17 protein-coding genes are annotated in these 17,257 nt (G+C 68.3%); 15 read left to right on the top strand and 2 right to left on the bottom strand.

Features of this window, described 5'->3' with window-relative positions; translation table 11 throughout:
* The 15 genes from ACSQ27_RS16245 (at nucleotide 1) to ACSQ27_RS16175 (ending at nucleotide 15,106) form a co-directional block, all read left to right on the top strand.
* Entirely contained in the window at nucleotides 1–1,779 is a 1,779-nt protein-coding gene (locus ACSQ27_RS16245; RefSeq protein WP_436156534.1) for an AMP-binding protein, read from the top strand.
* Entirely contained in the window at nucleotides 1,772–2,512 is a 741-nt protein-coding gene (locus ACSQ27_RS16240) for a glycosyltransferase family 2 protein (RefSeq protein WP_436156533.1), read from the top strand. The genes ACSQ27_RS16245 and ACSQ27_RS16240 overlap by 8 nt, the downstream gene beginning before the upstream one ends.
* The gene (locus tag ACSQ27_RS16235) at nucleotides 2,509–3,504 is read left to right on the top strand and encodes an LpxL/LpxP family acyltransferase (protein ID WP_436156532.1); all 996 of its coding nucleotides are present in this window, start codon (nucleotides 2,509–2,511) and stop codon (nucleotides 3,502–3,504) included. Before ACSQ27_RS16240 ends, ACSQ27_RS16235 begins: the two co-directional genes overlap by 4 nt.
* Nucleotides 3,494–5,038, top strand: coding sequence for an HAL/PAL/TAL family ammonia-lyase (locus tag ACSQ27_RS16230; protein WP_436156531.1), 1,545 nt, complete (start codon nucleotides 3,494–3,496; stop codon nucleotides 5,036–5,038). Before ACSQ27_RS16235 ends, ACSQ27_RS16230 begins: the two co-directional genes overlap by 11 nt.
* A complete protein-coding gene (locus ACSQ27_RS16225) occupies nucleotides 5,031–5,483 on the top strand; it encodes an acyl-CoA thioesterase (RefSeq protein WP_436156530.1) in 453 nt (150 codons plus the stop codon). The genes ACSQ27_RS16230 and ACSQ27_RS16225 overlap by 8 nt, the downstream gene beginning before the upstream one ends.
* Nucleotides 5,480–6,109, top strand: a complete 630-nt coding sequence (locus ACSQ27_RS16220; RefSeq protein WP_436156529.1) for an outer membrane lipoprotein carrier protein LolA — start codon at nucleotides 5,480–5,482, stop codon at nucleotides 6,107–6,109. The genes ACSQ27_RS16225 and ACSQ27_RS16220 overlap by 4 nt, the downstream gene beginning before the upstream one ends.
* Entirely contained in the window at nucleotides 6,106–8,433 is a 2,328-nt protein-coding gene (locus ACSQ27_RS16215) for an MMPL family transporter (protein WP_436156528.1), read from the top strand. The genes ACSQ27_RS16220 and ACSQ27_RS16215 overlap by 4 nt, the downstream gene beginning before the upstream one ends.
* Nucleotides 8,430–9,662, top strand: a complete 1,233-nt coding sequence (locus ACSQ27_RS16210) for an NAD(P)/FAD-dependent oxidoreductase (RefSeq protein ID WP_436156527.1) — start codon at nucleotides 8,430–8,432, stop codon at nucleotides 9,660–9,662. The genes ACSQ27_RS16215 and ACSQ27_RS16210 overlap by 4 nt, the downstream gene beginning before the upstream one ends.
* A complete protein-coding gene (locus ACSQ27_RS16205) occupies nucleotides 9,650–10,213 on the top strand; it encodes a DUF3261 domain-containing protein (RefSeq protein WP_436156526.1) in 564 nt (187 codons plus the stop codon). The genes ACSQ27_RS16210 and ACSQ27_RS16205 overlap by 13 nt, the downstream gene beginning before the upstream one ends.
* The gene (locus tag ACSQ27_RS16200) at nucleotides 10,210–11,394 is read left to right on the top strand and encodes a beta-ketoacyl-ACP synthase (protein ID WP_436156525.1); all 1,185 of its coding nucleotides are present in this window, start codon (nucleotides 10,210–10,212) and stop codon (nucleotides 11,392–11,394) included. The genes ACSQ27_RS16205 and ACSQ27_RS16200 overlap by 4 nt, the downstream gene beginning before the upstream one ends.
* On the top strand, nucleotides 11,395–11,868 hold the full coding sequence (locus ACSQ27_RS16195) for an ApeP family dehydratase (protein ID WP_436156524.1): 474 nt from the start codon (nucleotides 11,395–11,397) through the stop codon (nucleotides 11,866–11,868).
* Nucleotides 11,865–12,593 carry a 3-oxoacyl-ACP reductase FabG gene (gene fabG, locus ACSQ27_RS16190; RefSeq protein ID WP_436156523.1) on the top strand — a complete coding sequence of 243 codons (729 nt, stop codon included), beginning with the start codon at nucleotides 11,865–11,867 and terminating at the stop codon, nucleotides 12,591–12,593. The genes ACSQ27_RS16195 and fabG overlap by 4 nt, the downstream gene beginning before the upstream one ends.
* Nucleotides 12,590–13,819, top strand: a complete 1,230-nt coding sequence (locus ACSQ27_RS16185; RefSeq protein ID WP_436156522.1) for a beta-ketoacyl-ACP synthase — start codon at nucleotides 12,590–12,592, stop codon at nucleotides 13,817–13,819. Before fabG ends, ACSQ27_RS16185 begins: the two co-directional genes overlap by 4 nt.
* 154 nt (nucleotides 13,820–13,973) lie before the next feature.
* The gene (locus ACSQ27_RS16180; protein ID WP_436156521.1) at nucleotides 13,974–14,390 is read left to right on the top strand and encodes a hypothetical protein; all 417 of its coding nucleotides are present in this window, start codon (nucleotides 13,974–13,976) and stop codon (nucleotides 14,388–14,390) included.
* Between the two features lie 17 nt (nucleotides 14,391–14,407).
* Nucleotides 14,408–15,106: a 4'-phosphopantetheinyl transferase family protein gene (locus ACSQ27_RS16175; RefSeq protein ID WP_436156520.1), complete on the top strand. Its 699-nt coding sequence runs from the start codon at nucleotides 14,408–14,410 to the stop codon at nucleotides 15,104–15,106.
* Nucleotides 15,107–15,737: 631 nt separating this feature from the next.
* On the opposite strand, the gene ACSQ27_RS16170 is transcribed toward ACSQ27_RS16175, so the two are convergent.
* Together ACSQ27_RS16170 and ACSQ27_RS16165 are read right to left on the bottom strand one after the other, a co-directional pair.
* Nucleotides 15,738–16,058 (bottom strand): hypothetical protein, encoded by a 321-nt coding sequence (locus ACSQ27_RS16170; protein WP_436156519.1) that lies wholly within the window; start codon nucleotides 16,056–16,058, stop codon nucleotides 15,738–15,740.
* A complete protein-coding gene (locus tag ACSQ27_RS16165; RefSeq protein WP_436156518.1) occupies nucleotides 16,055–16,762 on the bottom strand; it encodes a class I SAM-dependent methyltransferase in 708 nt (235 codons plus the stop codon). The genes ACSQ27_RS16170 and ACSQ27_RS16165 overlap by 4 nt, the downstream gene beginning before the upstream one ends.
* Between the last annotated feature and the right edge of the window lie 495 nt (nucleotides 16,763–17,257).

Genomic DNA, 17,257 nt, shown 5'->3' with positions numbered 1-17,257 from the left:
ATGGCCGACTGGTGGTCCCTGAGCGAGCTGGCCTGCCGCCCGCCGGATGCGCGGCGCCGAGTGGCGCTGCGCGCCGACGGTGGGCACCTGTCGCATGCCGACCTGCTTCACAGGGTGGCGTGCTGGCAGGCCGCGCTCTCCGCGCGGCCCGAATCCCATTGCGCCATCTACTTCAACGACCCCTTTGAGTTCGCGGCGGCGCTGCTGGCCGTCTGGCACCTGGGCAAAACCGCGGTGCTGCCCGGCGACGACCGGCCCGACACGCTCAGCACCCTGCTGGAGGCCGGCTACCTGCTGGCCGGCGACCTGCCCGGCGCGCTGCAGGCCGGCACTGAATCCCAAGCCCCGGCGACGGCCCGCGAGCCCCTGGACCCTCACGCGGCGCGCCTGCGGCTTTACACCTCGGGATCGCAAGGCCGTCCCGAGGCCATCGACAAACGCCTGGACCAGCTCGTATCCGAGGTCGGCGCGCTCGAAGAAGCCCTGGGGCAGCGGCTGGCCGACGGCGCACCCACGGTGTGGGCGACGGTGTCGCACCAACACATCTACGGCCTGCTGTTCCTGGTGCTGTGGCCGCTGGCCGCCGGCCGGCCTTTCGGCTTGCGCCGGCTGCTCTACCCCGAAGACCTGGCCGCCTGCCTGGGCGCCCAGGCGTCCATCCTGGTGTCCACCCCGGCCCACCTCAAGCGCCTGGCCGAGCCGCCGGACTGGCAACTGGCCCGGCAGCAACTGCGCGCCGTTTTCTCTTCGGGCGGGCCCCTGCCCTTTGAGGTGTCCCAGTCCGCGGCCGTGATCCTGGGCCACACGCCCATCGAGGTTTTCGGCAGCTCGGAAACCGGCGGCATCGCCTGGCGCCAGTGCGCTGCGGCGGACCAGCCCTGGCAGCCGTTTGCCGACGTGCAGTGGCGCCTGGACGGCGAGTGCCTGGCCGTGCAGTCGCCGCGCCTGCCCGACACCGCCTGGTGGACCACCAGCGACCGCGCCGCGCCGGCCGGCGCCGGCAGCTTCCGCCTGCTGGGCCGTGTCGACCGCATCGCCAAGATCGAGGAAAAACGCGTCTCGCTCAGCGCGGTCGAGCAACTGCTGCTGAAAACGCCCTGGGTGCAGGAAGCCAAAGCGCTGGTGGTCGACACCGCCGTGGGCGCCCGCGTGGGCTTGGTGGCGGTACTGACCCCAGAGGGCCGCGAGCGGGATAGCCAGGGCCGGCGCGGGCTGCTCGAGTCCTTGCGCGAAGCCTTGTCCAGCGGCGTGGAGGCCCTGGCCATCCCGAGGCGCTGGCGTTTTGTGGAGGCCTTGCCGGTCAATGCGCAGGGCAAGTCGCCGGAAGCGCTGCTGGCGGCGCTCTTCGCAGCCCAGGCGCCCGCGGCGCGCCCTGAAATGCCGGCCGTGCAATGGCTGGAGCGCGGCGACACCGACGCGCTGGCCACGCTGGATATCCACGCGGGCCTGACGGTGTTCGACGGCCATTTCGAGGTCGCGCCCATCCTGCCGGGCGTCGCGCAACTCGACTGGGCGCTGTCGCTGGGGCGCGAATGTTTTGCCCTGCCGCAACACTTTGTGCGCCTGGAAGCCCTCAAATTCGTGCGGCCGGTGCAGCCCGGCACGGCCTTGTACATGGCCCTGCAGTTCAAGCCCCGGCTGGCCGACGCGAGCCTGTGCAGCCTGAGCTTTCGCCTGTACTCGCATGAGGGCTCGGATGCTTCCGGCGCTTCAACCCCGAACGAACACGCCAGCGGCCGCGCGGTCTGGTCTTATGGAACCGGGGCCGCTAATGCATAAAGCTGTCGCGGTCATCCCCTGCTACAACCACCCGCAAACCATAGGCACCATGGTGGCCGCGGTGCGCGCCCATGGCCTTGAAGTGGTGGTGGTCGACGACGGCAGCGACGCGGCCTGCGCCCAAGTGCTGGACGAACTCGCCGCGCTGCACGGCGCCGGCATGGTGCTGCTGAGGCTGGACCACAACCAGGGCAAGGGCGGCGCGATGATGGCCGGCCTGCGGCATGCACTGTCGCTGGGCCATACCCATGCGCTGCAGATCGACGCCGACGGCCAGCATGAAGCGGCCGACATTCCCCGCTTCCTCGCAGCCTCGGCAAGCCACCCCGATGCCGTGGTCTGCGGCGTTCCCATCTATGACGAGTCCGTTCCCAAGGCCCGGCTGTATGGGCGCTACGCGACCCACGTCTGGGTCTGGATCAACACCTTGTCGCTGGACATCGCAGATTCGATGTGCGGCTTTCGCGTCTACCCGCTGGCGCCCGTCGTGAAGCTGTTCAACCAGGCCCGCCTGGGCCGGCGCATGGACTTCGACTCCGAACTGCTGGTGCGCCTGCACTGGCGCGGCGTGCGCATCGTCAACCTGCCGACGCGGGTGCGCTACCCGGCCGACGGCGTGTCGCACTTCCAGCTGGTGCGCGACAACCTGCTGATCTCCGGCATGCATGCGCGCATGCTGGCCGGCATGCTGCTGCGCCTGCCGATCTTGCTGTGGCGCAAGGTGGCCTCATGACGCCGTCTCTCACGCCGCCGGCCGCGCCGCACTGGGCCAGCCTGGGCGAACACACTTTTGTCGCCGGCGTGCGGCTGCTGTTCTGGGTCTACCGTGTGCTGGGCCGTCTGCCCTTTCGCATTTGCCTGTACCCGGTAGTGACGTATTACTGGGCGACACGCGGCGATGCGCGGCGCGCCTCGCTGGACTACCTGCAAAAACTCGAGACGGCCACCGGTAGCCTGGGCCATGCCCCCGCGTGGCGCGACACCCTGCGGCATTTCCTGGCCTTTGCCGACGCCATCCTGGACAAGCTGCTGGCCGTGAGCGGCGGCCTGCCACAAAGCGCGCTTCGCGTGGAAGGCGAGGAAGGCCTGCTGGCCCACCGCGCCACGGGCCGGGGCGCAGTGATCGTCACCGGCCACATCGGCTGCATGGAGCTGTGCCGCGTCAGCGCTGAGCGGCATCGCGGCGTGCGGCTCAACGTGCTGGTGCACACGCGGCACGCGGAACGCTTCAACCGCATCCTGCAGCAGCTGCACCCCGACAGCGAAGTGCGTTTCATCCAGGTCACCGACGTCAACCCGGCCACCGCCATGATGCTGGCCGACAAGGTGGCGCAGGGCGAGTTCGTCGCGATCGCCGGCGACCGCGTGCCGGTGCGCCAGAGCATGTCCGTGCCGGCCCGCTTCCTGGGCCACGAAGCGCAATGGCCGGTCGGCCCCTATGTGCTGGCCGCCCTGCTCAAATGCCCGCTGTATGCCATGGCCTGCGTGCGCGAAAGCGGCGTGCAAGGCAGCGGCTACGTGCTGCGCGTGCACTGCCTGGCCGAGCAGGTGGCACTGCCGCGCAATGCCCGCCGCGAGGCGATGGTTGCCCATGCGCAGCAATTCGCCGACTGGCTGGAAGTACTGCTGGCGAACGCGCCGCTGGCCTGGTTCAATTTTTTTCCTTTCTGGGCGCAGGCCATCCCGCCGCGCACCGCACAACCTGATCGCGACCATGACCGCTGAAGCTATGCAACCCGTGATTTTTGACGGCCGCCGCCTGGGCGTGGAAGACGTTGTCGCGCTGTCGACGCGCGCCCGCCCCGCGGTACTGGGCCAGGCCCCGGCCTTTCGTGAGCGCATCGTGCGCGGCGCGGCTTTCCTGGACCGCCTGCTGCGCGAGGACGGCGTGGTCTACGGCGTGACCACCGGCTACGGCGATTCCTGCACCGTCAGCATCCCGCCCGAACTGGTCGCCGAGCTGCCGCACCACCTCTACACCTTTCACGGCATTGGCGCCGGCCGCTGGCTGACGCCCGAAGAAACCCGCGCCGTGCTGGCCGCGCGCCTGGCCTCGCTGTGCCAGGGCGTGTCGGGCGTGAGCTGGGAACTGCTGATGCAGCTTGAGCAGTTGCTGGTGCACGATGTGCTGCCGCTGATCCCGGCCGAGGGCTCGGTGGGCGCCAGCGGCGACCTGACGCCGCTTTCTTATGTGGCTGCGGTGCTGTGCGGCGAGCGCGAGGTGCTGTTCGAAGGCCGGCGCCAGCCTGCCGCCGAGGCGCTGGCCCGCATCGGCCTGCAGCCCCTGCGCCTGCGGCCCAAGGAGGCACTGGCGCTGATGAACGGCACCTCGGTCATGACCGGCCTCGCCTGCCTGGCCTGGGAGCGCGCCGACGGCGTAGCGCGCCTGGCGACCCGGCTGACCGCCTGCAACGTCTGGGCCAGCGACGGCAATGCCCACCATTTCGACGAAACGCTGTTTTCGCTGAAGCCGCATGCGGGGCCGCAACTTGTGGCGCGCCGCCTGCGCGAAGACTTGCTGTCCGACCGGCCGGCCCGCAACGAGAGCCGCCTGCAGGACCGCTATTCGCTGCGCTGCGCGCCGCACGTCATCGGCGTGCTCGAAGACGCGATGCCCTGGCTGCGCCAGCTGATCGAGAACGAACTCAACAGCGCCAACGACAACCCGCTGATTGAGCCCGACGAGGAGCGCGTGCTGCACGGCGGGCATTTCTACGGCGGCCATATCGCGCTGGCCATGGACACGCTCAAGAACGTGGTGGCCAACGTGGCCGACCTGCTGGACCGCCAGCTCGCGCTGCTGGTGGACACGCGTTTCAACCACGGCCTGCCGGCCAACCTGTCGGCCGCCACCGGGCCGCGCGCGGCCATCAACCACGGCCTGAAGGCGCTGCAGATCAGCGTCTCGGCCTGGACCGCCGAAGCCCTCAAGCAAACCATGCCGGCCTCGGTGTTCTCGCGCTCGACCGAATGCCACAACCAGGACAAGGTCAGCATGGGCACCATCGCCGCGCGCGACGCGCTGCGCGTGCTGGAGCTGACCGAGCAGGTGGTCGCCGCCCTGCTGATCGCCGCGCGGCAGGCCCTGGCCCTGCGCCTGCCCCTGAGCAAACTGCCGCTGCCCGCACCGCTGGCCGGCTTCCTCGAACGCCTGTCCAATGAGATCGCGCTGGTCGAGGAAGACCGTGCGCTGGACGCCGACCTGCAGCGCCTGCTGGCCGGCATGCGCGCGGGGCAATGGAGTCTCTACCATGGCTGAAGCATCCACACCCGCCGCAAACGGCCCCGACCTCAGCCACGAGATCGAACTGAGCCCGGCCTTCCATGACCTGGACCCGATGAACATCGTCTGGCACGGCAACTACGTCAAGTACCTGGAGCTGGCGCGCAACGCGCTGATGGCCAAGTTCAACTACGACTACCCGCAGATGCACGAATCCGGCTACGCCTGGCCCATCGTCGACCTGCGCGTGAAGTACGTTGGCTCGGTGCGTTACGGCCAGCGCATACGCATACGTGCGCGCATCGTCGAGTGGGAAAACCGGCTCAAGATCGACTACCTGATCCTGTGCGCCGAAACCAATGCACGGCTCAACAAGGCCAGCACCATCCAGGTCGCGCTGGACATCAGCACGCTTGAAATGTGCTGGGTCTGCCCGCCGGTGTTGTGGGAACGCCTGGGCGTGAAGGGGCCTGGCGCATGATGCAGCGCCGCGCCTTCCTCTCCCTGCTGCCGGCCGGCCTGACAGTCGTTTGCGCTGGCGCATACGCACAGAACGCGCCCGAGCTGCTGGCCGAGATAGGCCGGCGCCTGGAGAACCCCGCCGTGCTGCGCGGCGAGTTCGAGCAGACCAAGACCATCAAGGGCTTCAAGCGCCCGCTGGTGTCCAAGGGCACATTCGTCATGGCGCGTGACAAGGGCGTTCAGTGGGTTACGGCCCAGCCTTTCGCGTCCACCGTGGTCGTCACGCGCGAACGTCTGCTGACGCTGGGCGAAAGCGGCGCCAGCCGCCAGATCGACACGCGCCAGGAGCCGGGCCTCAAGGCCGTCAATGAAATGCTGATGGCGCTGCTGGCCGGCGACGTCAAGGCTTTGGCCGAGCGCTTCCAGGCCGAAGGCGCGCTGCAGGGCGCGCAGGGCTGGCGCCTGGCGCTCAAGCCGCGCGACGCCAACCTGGCCGGCTTCATCACGCGCATAGAACTCGAAGGCCATCGCCATGTCGACAGCGTGAACCTGTACGAGGCTTCGGGCGACGCCAGCCGCATCCGCTTTTTCAACCACGCGGCGTCCAGCCTGAGCCCGGCCGAAGCCGGGCGTTTCGGCCCATGAGGCTATCGGCCCGCCTGGGCACACCGCAGTGGCTGGCACTCGCCTGGTTGCTGGTGGTGGCCGCCATAGGCTGGCACCAGTGGCAGTTCTGGCAGGCACCCCGGCTCGACACCGACGTCTTCGCGCTGCTGCCACAGGACGACAAAGCCCCGGTCGCGCAGCGCGCCATGCGCCAGCTCGGCGAGCAGGGCGAGCGCCGCGTCGTGGTCATGCTGGGCGCGCCCGACTGGCGCGGCGCCCAGGATGCGGCCGCGCGCTTTGACGCTTCCGTGGCGGCTGCGCATGCGGGCCTGCGCCGCGCGAACGACGGCAGTGTGGCCACGCAGTCGCTGGATTTTTACCGTCCCTGGCGCGATGCGCTGCTCACCGACGGCCAGCGCGAGGAGCTGCGCAAGCCCGACACTTCCACACTGGCCGCGCAGGCGCTGGAACGGCTGCACGGCCTGAACACCGGCCAGCCGACGGCCTGGCTGGCCGACCCGCTGGGCCTGTGGACCGACTGGTGGTCGCAACGCGGGGGCCTGACAGCGGCCCGGCCGCGCGACGGCCTGCTGTGGGTGGCCGACCCGGACGGCAAACGCGACTGGGCGGTGCTGCTGTATGAAACCGAAGGCTCGGCCTTTCGCCTCGACGGTGAGCGCCGCTGGGGTGACGCGCTGGACGCGGCCGGCCGGGCGGCGGCCGAAGCCGGCCCGGTCACCCTGCTGCGCGCGGGCGTGCCCCTGCATGCCGAAGCCGGCGCGGCCCAGGGCAACCGCGAGATGAACACCATAGGCTGGGGCTCGCTGGCGGCCGTCATCGCGCTGGTGTGGTGGGCCTTCCGCGCGCTGCGGCCGGTGGCGCTGATCGCGGTGTCGCTGCTGGTGGGCTGCGCCGCGGCGCTGTCCGTCACGGTGTGGGTGTTCGGCCAGGTGCATTTGCTGACGCTGGTGTTCGGCGCCAGCCTGGTCGGCGTGGCCGAGGACTTCGGCATCCACTATTTCACCTCGCGGCTGGCCTCGCCCGGCACCGCGCGCTGGCCGCTGATGAAACACCTGCTGCCCGGGCTGGCGCTGGCGCTGCTGACCAGCGTGCTCGGCTACCTGGTGCTGGCCGTCGTGCCTTTCCCGGGCTTGCGGCAGATGGCGGTGTTCTCGTCCGTGGGGCTGGTCGCCGCGTTCCTGACCGCCGTGTGCTGGTTTCCCGCGCTGGACCGCGGCACGCTGCGCGGCAGCCGCATGGCGAGCGCGGTGGCCGCCAACCTGGCGCGCTGGCCTGCGCTCAAGGGACGCCGGCTGTGGGCCCTGCTGGCGGTCTTCACCCTGCTGTGCGCCTGGGGCGTCTCCCGCCTGCAGGCCAACGACGACCTGCGCCAGCTGCAGTCCTCGCCGCCGGAGCTGATCAAGGACCAGATCGAGGTCAGCCGCCTGCTGCAGATACCGAGCCCGGCACAGTTTTTTGTGGTGCGCGGTGCCACGCCCGAGGCCGTGCTGCAGCGCGAAGAAGCGCTCAAGGACAAACTACGCAGCGACCCGGCCAAGGCCGGCAAGCCCGCGCTCAGCGCCGTCTCCGACTGGGTGCCGTCCGCCGCGCGACAGGCCGAGAACCGCCGCCTGAGCAGCGAGGCCGAACAACAGGTGCTGCGCAAGGTCAGCCAGGCGCTGGGCGAAGACCTGCAACGCCCGGCCTTCAACCCGGCGCCGCTGGAACTGCAGGCCTGGCTGGCCAGCCCCGCTTCTGCCGCGGCGCGCGCCCAATGGCTGGGGCCCATCGACGGCGGTTATGCCAGTGCCGTGCTGATACGCGGCCTGGCCAACCGGGCCCAGGCCGAAGCGCTGCACACGCTCGGCGAACAGGTCGAAGGCGTGCACTGGGTGGACCGGGCCGGCGACATGTCGGGCTTGCTGGGGCGCTTTCGGGTCACCATGGGCTGGCTGCTGCTGGTGGGGCATGTGGTGGTATGGTCGGCCATGGCCTTGCGCTTCGGGCGCTCGGCCTGGCGCGCCTGGCTGCCGACTGCACTGGCGTCGCTGGGTTGCCTGGCCGCGCTGGGCTGGCTGGGCGAGCCTTTCCAGCTCTTCAATTTGCTGGCGCTGATGCTTTTGCTGGGCATGGGCGTCGACTACGGGATTTTCCTGCTCGAGCACCAGGGCGAGGACCAGGGCCACGCCTGGCTGGCCGTGCTGCTGGGCGCGCTCAGCACCGGCCTGTCCTTCGGCCTGCTGGCCCTGTCCGCGACACCGGCCCTGCATGCCTTCGGACTGACCCTGCTGATAGGGCTGGCGCTGGTGTGCCTGCTCGCGCCCCTCTTTCGATTACATCAACCCAACCCAAGGCAGGCATGACACAAGAACACACAGACATCCTGATCATCGGGGCCGGCCCGGCGGGCGCCGTGGCTGCGGGCCTGCTGCGCCAGCAGGGGCGCCAGGTATTGATCCTTGAGCGCGAGCAGTTCCCGCGCTTTTCGATCGGCGAGAGCCTGCTGCCGCAAAGCATGGAATACATCGAGGCCGCCGGCATGCTGCGGGCCGTCGTCGAGGCCGGCTTCCAGTACAAGAACGGCGCGGCCTTCACCTGCGGCGACCGGCACACCGAATTCGACTTCCGCGACAAATTTTCTCAGGGTTGGGGCACCACCTACCAGGTGCAACGCGCCCGCTTCGACGAGGTGCTGGCGAACGAAGCGGCCCGCATGGGTGCCGAAGTCCGCTACCGCCACGAGGTGCTGGCGGTGGACGTGGCCGGTGAGCGGCCCAGCGTGCAGGTGCGGGACGCCGACGGCCGCACTTACGGCGTGACCGCCAACTTCCTGCTCGACGCCAGCGGTTTCGGCCGCGTGCTGCCGCGGCTGCTGGGCCTGGAATACCCCTCGGGCTTTCCCACGCGCGGCGCTATCTTCACCCACGTGCAGGACAAGGTTCCGGCCGGCGCGGGCTTTGACCGGCAAAAAATCCTGGTCACCGTGCACCCCGAACATTGCGACGTCTGGTACTGGACCATCCCGTTTTCCGACGGCCGCTGCTCGCAGGGCGTGGTCGCGCGCACCGAGTTCCTCGCGCAATACACAGGCAGCGACACGGAGCGCCTGCAGGCGCTGGTGAGCGAAGCGCCCGGCTTGCGCGCCCTGTACGCGAATGCGGTGTGGGACACCCCGGCGCGCAGCATCACGGGCTACTCGGCCAACGTCAAGTCGCTGTGGGGCAAGAACTACGCCCTGCTCGGCAATGCCGGCGAATTCCTGGACCCGGTGTTTTCCAGCGGCGTGACCATTGCCTTCAAGTCAGCCAGCCTCGCGGCCGCCTGCCTGAAGCGCCAGGCGGCGGGCGAGATCATCGACTGGGAAAGCGACTACGCGCGCCCGCTCAAGGCCGGTGTCGACACCTTCCGGGTGTTCGTCGAGTCCTGGTATGCCGGCGGTTTCCAGAAAGTCATCTTTCATGAAAACGCCAGCCCCGAGATACGCCGCATGATCTCGTCCATCCTGGCCGGTTATGCCTGGGACACCGGCAACCCTTACGTCGCCGAGTCCAAACGGCGCCTGGCCGTGCTGGAGGAATTGTGTTCGGCCTGAAGTACCTCGCCGCCGTGCTTGCCGCCGCAGCCGTGCTCGCGGGCTGCGCGTCTTCGCCGTCCTCGCCGCCGGCCGCCACGCCGCTGCTGCGCCTGGCCCCGGCCTCACTGGGCCGCGAACTCGCGGTGGTGCAGCAGCTCGACATCCAGGCCGCGGGCCAGTCGCGCTCGCTGGACGTGGCGCTCGAAGTTGACGCCCAGTCGGTGCGCATGGCCTTTCTGCAGCTGGGCCAGACCGTGGCCCGCCTTGAATGGGACGGCCGGCAGCTGGAGCAAAGCCTGGCACCGGGCTGGCCCAAGGTGGTGAGCGCCGAACGCGTGCTCAGCGACTTGCAGCTGGTCTGGTGGCCGGCTGAGGCCGTGCGCGCGGGCCTGGCGCCGGGCTGGCAGCTGGCCGAGTCGCCGCAAACGCGCGAGTTGAGCCAAGATGGCCGTGTGCGGGTGTCGGTGCGCAAGCTGGCGGCCGAGCATGTCGAGCTGGTCCAGCATGCCGAAGGCTATACCGTGCAAATCCATACCCGCGGCGCATCGCCGGTTTTTTCATCGCCATGAGCACGATTTATCTTCACCCTCCCGGCCTGGTCTGCGCGCTGGGCCACGGCCTGCCCCAGGTGCGCGAAGCGCTGTGGAATGCGGCCGGTCCCGGCGGGCTGGTGCAGACCGAGCGTTATTCGCCCGGGCGCAGCCTGCCGCTGGGCGAAGTCCAGGCGGCCCTGCCCAGCCTGGACCATGCCGCGCCGCAGTTCCGCGTGCGCAACAACGCCATCGCCTTGCTGGCCCTTGAAGCGATTCGCCCCGCCGTGGAGGCCGCGATCAACCGCTTCGGCCCCTCGCGTGTCGCCGTCGTGGTCGGCACCAGCACCTCGGGCCTGGCCGAGGGCGAGGCCGCGCGTGCGCTGCATGAGCGCAGCGGCACCTGGCCCACGGGATTCAGCTACGCCCAGCAGGAGCTCGGCAACCTGGCCGACTTCCTGGCCGCCGAATTGGGCCTCACGGGCATCGCGCACGTCATTTCCACCGCCTGCTCATCGGGCGCCAAGGCGCTGGCCAGCGGCGCGCGGCTGCTCAACGCCGGCATGGCCGATGCCGTGGTGGCCGGCGGCTGCGATGCGCTGGGCGCCTTCACGGTGGCCGGCTTCTCGGCGCTGGAATCGGTCTCGGCCACGCGCTGCAACCCGATGTCGCTGAACCGGCGCGGCATCAACCTGGGCGAAGGCGCGGCGCTGTTCCTGATGACACGCGAGGAAGCGCCGGTGCGCCTGGCGGGCTGGGGCGAAAGCTCGGACGCCCACCACATGTCGGCGCCCGACCCAACAGGGCGCGGCGCGATGCGCGCCATGCAGGGCGCCCTGCAGCGTGCCGGCGTGGCGCCCGGCGCGGTGGACTACCTGAACCTTCACGGCACCGCGACACCGCACAACGACATCATGGAAAGCCTGGCCGTGGCCGAGGTGCTGGGCACCGGCGTGCCGGTCAGCTCCACCAAACCGCTGACCGGCCATACCCTGGCCGCCGCGGGCGCCGTCGAGGCGGCCTTCAGCTGGCTGACGCTGGTGGACAACCCGCAAGGCCGGCTGCCGCCGCACTGGTGGGACGGCGAGGCCGACCCCGCCCTGGCGCCGCTGCGCCTGGTGGCGCCCGGCGAAAGCCTGGGCCGCGCGCCGCGCCACGTCCTGAGCAACTCCTTCGCTTTCGGCGGGAGCAATGCCAGCGTCCTTCTGGGGAGTAGCTGAATGAGCATGATGGACACGTCCCTGCCGGTGGCGGACCTGGTTCCGCACCGCGGCACCATGAGCTGGCTGGACCGCATCCTCAGCGTCGACACCGAGCGCGTGGTGGCCGAGGCCGACATCGCCGAGGACAGCCTGTTCCTGCGCGACGGACAGCTGGCCGCCTGGATAGGCATCGAATACATGGCCCAGGCCATCGCGGCCTGGGCCGGCCAGCGGGCGCGCCGCGAGGGGCGCGCCATCACGCTGGGTTTCCTGGTGGGGACCCGTCGCTATGATGTGTTTCGCCAGTCCTTCAAGGCCGGCGAGTGCCTGCGCATCGAAGCCAATTGCGAGCTGATGGCGGACAACGGCCTGGGCATGTTCGCCTGCCGCATCCTGGTGGGCGGCGAACTGGCGGCTTCGGCCAACCTGTCGGTGTTTGAGCCCCCCGAAGGCGGGGCATTTATGGATAGCAAAAAGGGAGAAACATCATGAACCGCTGCGTGCTGGTCACGGGATCGAGCAGGGGCATAGGGCGGGCCGTGGCGCTGCGCCTGGCCAAAGACGGCTATGACGTAGCCGTGCACTGCCGCCAGCAGCGCGAGCAGGCCGAAGAGGTGGCCAACGCCATCCTCGAAATGGGCCGCGAGGCGCGCGTGCTGTGCTTTGACGTGACGGACCGCGCCCAGGCGTCCAGCATGCTGCTGGCCGACATCGAGGCCCACGGCGCCTATTACGGCGTGGTCTGCAACGCCGGCATCGCGCGCGACAACGCCTTTCCCGCCATGAGCGGCGAAGACTGGGATGCCGTCATCCACACCAACCTCGACGCTTTCTACAACGTACTGAACCCCATCGTGATGCCCATGGTGCGCAGGCGCGCGCCCGGGCGCATCGTCACGCTGTCCTCCGTGTCCGGCCTGATGGGCAACCGGGGCCAAACCAACTACAGTGCAGCCAAGGCCGGCATCATAGGCGCCACCAAGGCGCTGGCGGTGGAACTGGCCAAGCGCGAAATTACCGTGAACTGCGTGGCCCCGGGCCTGATAGATACCGACATGATTGAACCCCACGTGCTTGAGGAAGCCCTCCACATGATTCCCGCCCGCCGCATGGGCCGCCCCGAGGAAGTGGCGGCCGCCGTGTCCTTCCTGCTCTCGGCGGACGCCGCCTACATCACACGCCAGGTGATCTCCGTCAACGGAGGGATGTTCGGATGAAGCGCGTCGTCATCACCGGCGTGGGCGCCATCAGCCCGCTGGGCCACGACTGGCCCACCGTCAGCGCCCGCCTGCGCGAAGAGCGCAACGTCGTCCAGTACATCCGCGAATGGGACGACTACGTGGGCCTGAACACGCGGCTGGGCACCCGCGCCGCGCCCTTCGAACTCCCCGCGCGCTACAACCGCAAGGTCACGCGCAGCATGGGCCGGGTCGCCATCATGGCCACCCTGTCCGCCGAAACGGCCCTGGCCGACGCGGGCCTGGCCGGCGACCCGCTCGTTACCAGCGGCAAGATGGGCATCTCCTACGGTTCGTCCATAGGCTCGCCCGCCGCCATGGGCGACTTCGGCAACATGATTTCGCGCAAGACCACCGAAGGCATCAACGCCAACACCTACATCCGCATGATGTCGCATTCGGCCGCCGTCAACATAGGCGTGTTCCTGGGCGTCACCGGGCGCATCATCCCGACCTCCAGCGCCTGCACGGCCGGCAGCCAGGGCCTGGGTTACGGCTTCGAGGCCATCCAGAGCGGCCGGCAAGTCGCCATGCTGGCCGGCGGCGCCGAGGAACTCGACGCCACCGATGCCGCGGTGTTCGACACCCTCTTCGCCACCAGCACCAGCAACGACACACCGCACTTGAGCCCCCGCCCCTTCGACGCCGAACGCGACGGCCTGGTGCTGGGCGAAGGCGCCTGCACCCTGGTGCTCGAAGAGCTGGAGCACGCGCAGGCACGCGGCGCAAACATCCTGGCCGAGATCATCGGCTTCGGCACCAACAGCGACGGCACGCACGTGACCCAGCCGAACCCGCGCACCATGGCGCAGGCCATGCGCCTGGCCCTGGCCGGCGCCGGCCTGCCGCCCGAGGCCATCGGCTACATCAATGCCCACGGCACCGCCACCGAGCACGGCGACGTCGCCGAGAGCCAGGGCACGCACGAAGTGTTCGGCGGCCGCACCCCCATCAGTTCGCTCAAAAGTTATATGGGCCACACCCTGGGCGCCTGCGGCGCGCTGGAAGCCTGGATGAGCGTGGAGATGATGCGCGACGGCTGGTTCGCGCCCACCATCAACCTGCGCAACGTGGACCCGCGCTGCGGCGAGCTCGACTACGTGCGCGAAGGCGGGCGCAGCCTGCAGACCGACATCGTCATGAGCAACAACTTCGCCTTCGGCGGGATCAACACCTCGCTGATCCTGCGCCGCTGGCCCAATTGAACATGCGCACCCAAATTTCACCGGCCTGACACGTCACAATGTCCAGCCAACCCACCATCACGAAGGCCCGGAGGAAGCGTCCTCGCGCCTGAATGAAAAGCAGCCGGCCGGATAAGCCGGCACAGTCGTCAACCAAAGAGAGAGGGAACACACCATGAAATCGAAATTTTTTGCCGGCCTGGTTCTTGCCATGGTTTTTGCCGCCGGCCCCGCCAGCGCCCGCTGGCCCCTGCCCATCGTGAACCATCCGGACGTCCCGGTGGTCACCACCAGCGGCACCGCGCCCAGCGCGGCACGCGTCAAGGAAGCCATCCTGGCCGGCGCCGCCGCCAAGAACTGGACGGTCGCCCAGCAGGCCGACGGCAACCTGCAGGCCACGCTGAAGGTTCGCGGCAAGCACACCGTCATCGTGCAGATCACCTACACGCCCGTGAAGTACTCGCTGATGTACCAGGACAGCATCGACATGAACTACGGCCAGCGCAACGGTGAGCCCGTCATCCACCCCTTCTACAACACCTGGGTGGGCGAGCTCAAGGAATCCATCCGCGCCGAAATGCTCAAGCTCTGAGGAACACCGGGCCGGCGATGAGCACGAGCATGGCCCTGGTGACCCATCTCAGGCTTGAAAGCGTGGCGGCCGTCCATGCCGGCCTCTCCGGCCTGGGCCTGGACTGGCTCAGCCAGCAGGAAGAAGCCCGGCTGTCCACCATGAGCGCGCCGCGCCGCCGCACCCAGTTCATCGCCGGGCGTTGGCTGGCCCGCCAGTGCCTGGCGGCCCAGGGCGGCGGCCGATGGCAAGACTACGGCCTCTCGGCGCCCGACGACGGCGCGCCCCAACTGCTGGCCGCGCCGGTGTCCGGTGCCTGGTATTTCTCGCTAAGCCACAGCGGCGACTGGCTGGCCTGCGCGGTTTCATCGCTGCCCGTCGGCGTGGATGTGGAATGCAGCGACCGGGCACGCGATTTCCCGGCGCTCAATGAATGGATGCACGAACCTCAGGCGCTGGCAGACATGCCTGCCGACCCGCGGGAGCAGCAAGCCTGGTTTTATGCGCAGTGGACGCTCAAGGAGGCCTGGCTTAAGCAGGTGACTTCAGCCTCGTCATCAAGGCCGTCGATGCGATCGGCCCGGTTCACGCCTTGCCAGGACAGCAGCGGCTTGGCCATGGTGGGACAGGGGCAAGGTCTCACCGTAGCGGTCTATCCAGCCACACCCGCCTCGTTGCAATGGGAGGGCAGCGCCCTGGAGCAAGTCCAGTGGGGCAACTGGAAATGTGCTGATTGAGGCGCTGAGGTGTTTTAGGGTCCGGAGCCGGGGTCGCCCGGCATGCGACTCACTTTTTTTGCTTCGCCAAAAAAAGTAAGCAAAAAAAGGCGACCCGCAGTCTGGGTCCCTACGCTTCGCTTCGGGCAACCTGCGGTGCTCGACTACGGCGGGGTCTCGCGCAAACTCGCTTCGCTCAAACAAGCGCGATCCCTGATCCGCCTACGTCTGCGCTCCTCGGCCCAGCCAGGACGGGGCAAGCGGGAACGGGGAAAGAAGACAGAAACACCAAGAAGACAAATACAAACAAGGACTCGCCGTGGCGAGTCCTTGTTTCTTCAGGTATTCGGTATTTGGATTCGGTATTCCTTCCCAACCCTTGTGGATGCGCCGAGGAGCGCAGGTTCAGGCGGATCAGGGATCGCGTTGTCTGAGCGAAGCGAGTTTAGCGAGACCCCGCCTGAACCGAGCACCGCAGGTTGCCCGTAGCGAAGCGGAGGGACGCAGCAACCAGGGTCGCCTTTTCTTTTGCTTACTTTTCTTTTGGCGAAGCAAAAGAAAAGTGAGTAGCTGCCGGGCTACCCCCGGCCAACAGAACTAAGAAGAGAACACACCCGCCGGAGCAAGACCGGCCTTAACTCTTCGACCGACCCTAACTCCCAATCAACCCACCAGCCCTAAGCATCCCCACCACCCCAACCAATATCCAGAAAAGGTTCAGCAGCGAATAAGCCGCATCCCGCTTGAGCAACGAGCACCACGACAGCATGATCGCGTCAACGGTATTGAAAGCCCAGACAAACAGAAACGGACTGGCCGGCCCCATCCAGCTGACCAAGCCAAAGCTGAAGATGCGCATCAGCACACCGATCATCTCGATGGTCCGGATGTTGTCCCGGATAAAACCGTTGACCACGGCGAGCAGGCCCAGGCGGGCGGCACGGGCGGCGGGCGTGGCGGTGGCGCCGCTCAAGGTTTCACCGCCACGGCGTTGACCAGGGTTTCCTCGCGATCGGCCGGCAACGGCCGGCCTATCCACTCCAGAAAGCCCAGGTCGGGCCGGCTCCACCACAGGTAGGGCAGCGAAACGCGCGCGTCCGGCAGTTCAAAACCGGCTCGCCTGACCATGGCGATGTACTCGGGCGCGGTGCGCTGCACGTCCATGGGATGGCGGAACAACACGCGTATGGGCAGCGAATGGATGTATTTGCGTGTCGACTCGGCGAACAGCAGCACGCCGCCCGGCTTGAGCACCCTGAAGAACTCGGCCATGGCCTCTTCCTGGGCCACGATGTGGTGGAAGGTCTGGTGGCAAAAGACCATGTCGAAATGGTTATCGGGCCAGGGCATGCGCGAGGCGTTGCCGGCATGCAGCTCCACCGGGCTGGCGCAGGCCCTGGCCTCGGCGCCCGCGCGCTGCTGCAGGTCCGGGTCCATGTCCATGCCGACGATCAGCTGCGGCGAAAAGCGCTTGGACAGCTCGGCAAACGAATGGCCGAAGCCGCAGCCGACGTCGAGTACCCGGTCGTAGCGCGCGCCGGGCGGCAGCAGCGTCTGCAAATCATTCAGGGCGCGGTTCAGCACATGGACCTTCCAGGTCATGGTGCGCAGGAACCAGTTGCCGAAGCCGGTCTCCTCAACAAATGCGTCGACGGCCGACGTGGCGTTCATGGTCATTCAACTCCCCCCTTGTGTCGATTCTTTTGGGCCGGCCGGCGGCTGTGCGGACGGCAAGCCTATGGGCCAAACCGGGCCAGAGCCTGAATCGCGCCTGCCGCCCGGTGAAGGCTTGATTGTCGGGCATGCCGGCCTGCCCGGGCGGCTTGGGGTTGTTCTGAGGCCAGACACCCCTCACCCACCCCTCTTTCCCCCTCTCCCCCTGGGAGAGGGTTGGGGTGAGGGCCACCCGCACATCAAACACACAGCGCGCTCGTTTGCGCTAAAGGCAAAGCGCTGCAAGCCCCGGCAAAAGGCCGGGCTCCACCCGCCTCGCCTGGGCCACCGAGGCCAAATCGCCTCAAAAAACCCACCTCAGCAGTGCTCATCAGCACCAAGGCGCGAGCCTGCCCGACCTGGCGCGGCGCGACCGCAAAAAAAGGTGAATAGCACCCAAATCGCCAAACTTTGTCCGCCTGCGGACAAAGATGTAGCGAATCCCCAGCGAGCGCGGCG

Source organism: Polaromonas sp. LjRoot131 (assembly GCF_964252805.1).
In the GTDB taxonomy this organism is placed as follows: domain Bacteria; phylum Pseudomonadota; class Gammaproteobacteria; order Burkholderiales; family Burkholderiaceae_C; genus Polaromonas.
The sequence above is the reverse complement of the archived record's forward strand: the minus strand, read 5'-3'. Positions and strand labels throughout refer to the sequence as shown.

Excerpts from the sequence above, each read along its gene's own strand:
- ACSQ27_RS16225 (WP_436156530.1), top strand. The coding sequence starts at position 5,031 with ATGGCTGAAGCATCCACACCCGCCGCAAACGGCCCCGACCTCAGCCAC.
- fabG (WP_436156523.1), top strand. The coding sequence starts at position 11,865 with ATGAACCGCTGCGTGCTGGTCACGGGATCGAGCAGGGGCATAGGGCGG.
- ACSQ27_RS16210 (WP_436156527.1), top strand. The coding sequence starts at position 8,430 with ATGACACAAGAACACACAGACATCCTGATCATCGGGGCCGGCCCGGCG.
- ACSQ27_RS16180 (WP_436156521.1), top strand. The coding sequence starts at position 13,974 with ATGAAATCGAAATTTTTTGCCGGCCTGGTTCTTGCCATGGTTTTTGCC.
- ACSQ27_RS16195 (WP_436156524.1), top strand. The coding sequence starts at position 11,395 with ATGAGCATGATGGACACGTCCCTGCCGGTGGCGGACCTGGTTCCGCAC.
- ACSQ27_RS16230 (WP_436156531.1), top strand. The coding sequence starts at position 3,494 with ATGACCGCTGAAGCTATGCAACCCGTGATTTTTGACGGCCGCCGCCTG.
- ACSQ27_RS16235 (WP_436156532.1), top strand. The coding sequence starts at position 2,509 with ATGACGCCGTCTCTCACGCCGCCGGCCGCGCCGCACTGGGCCAGCCTG.
- ACSQ27_RS16185 (WP_436156522.1), top strand. The coding sequence starts at position 12,590 with ATGAAGCGCGTCGTCATCACCGGCGTGGGCGCCATCAGCCCGCTGGGC.
- ACSQ27_RS16165 (WP_436156518.1), bottom strand. The coding sequence starts at position 16,762 with ATGACCATGAACGCCACGTCGGCCGTCGACGCATTTGTTGAGGAGACC.
- ACSQ27_RS16220 (WP_436156529.1), top strand. The coding sequence starts at position 5,480 with ATGATGCAGCGCCGCGCCTTCCTCTCCCTGCTGCCGGCCGGCCTGACA.
- ACSQ27_RS16175 (WP_436156520.1), top strand. The coding sequence starts at position 14,408 with ATGAGCACGAGCATGGCCCTGGTGACCCATCTCAGGCTTGAAAGCGTG.
- ACSQ27_RS16240 (WP_436156533.1), top strand. The coding sequence starts at position 1,772 with ATGCATAAAGCTGTCGCGGTCATCCCCTGCTACAACCACCCGCAAACC.
- ACSQ27_RS16215 (WP_436156528.1), top strand. The coding sequence starts at position 6,106 with ATGAGGCTATCGGCCCGCCTGGGCACACCGCAGTGGCTGGCACTCGCC.
- ACSQ27_RS16245 (WP_436156534.1), top strand. The coding sequence starts at position 1 with ATGGCCGACTGGTGGTCCCTGAGCGAGCTGGCCTGCCGCCCGCCGGAT.
- ACSQ27_RS16200 (WP_436156525.1), top strand. The coding sequence starts at position 10,210 with ATGAGCACGATTTATCTTCACCCTCCCGGCCTGGTCTGCGCGCTGGGC.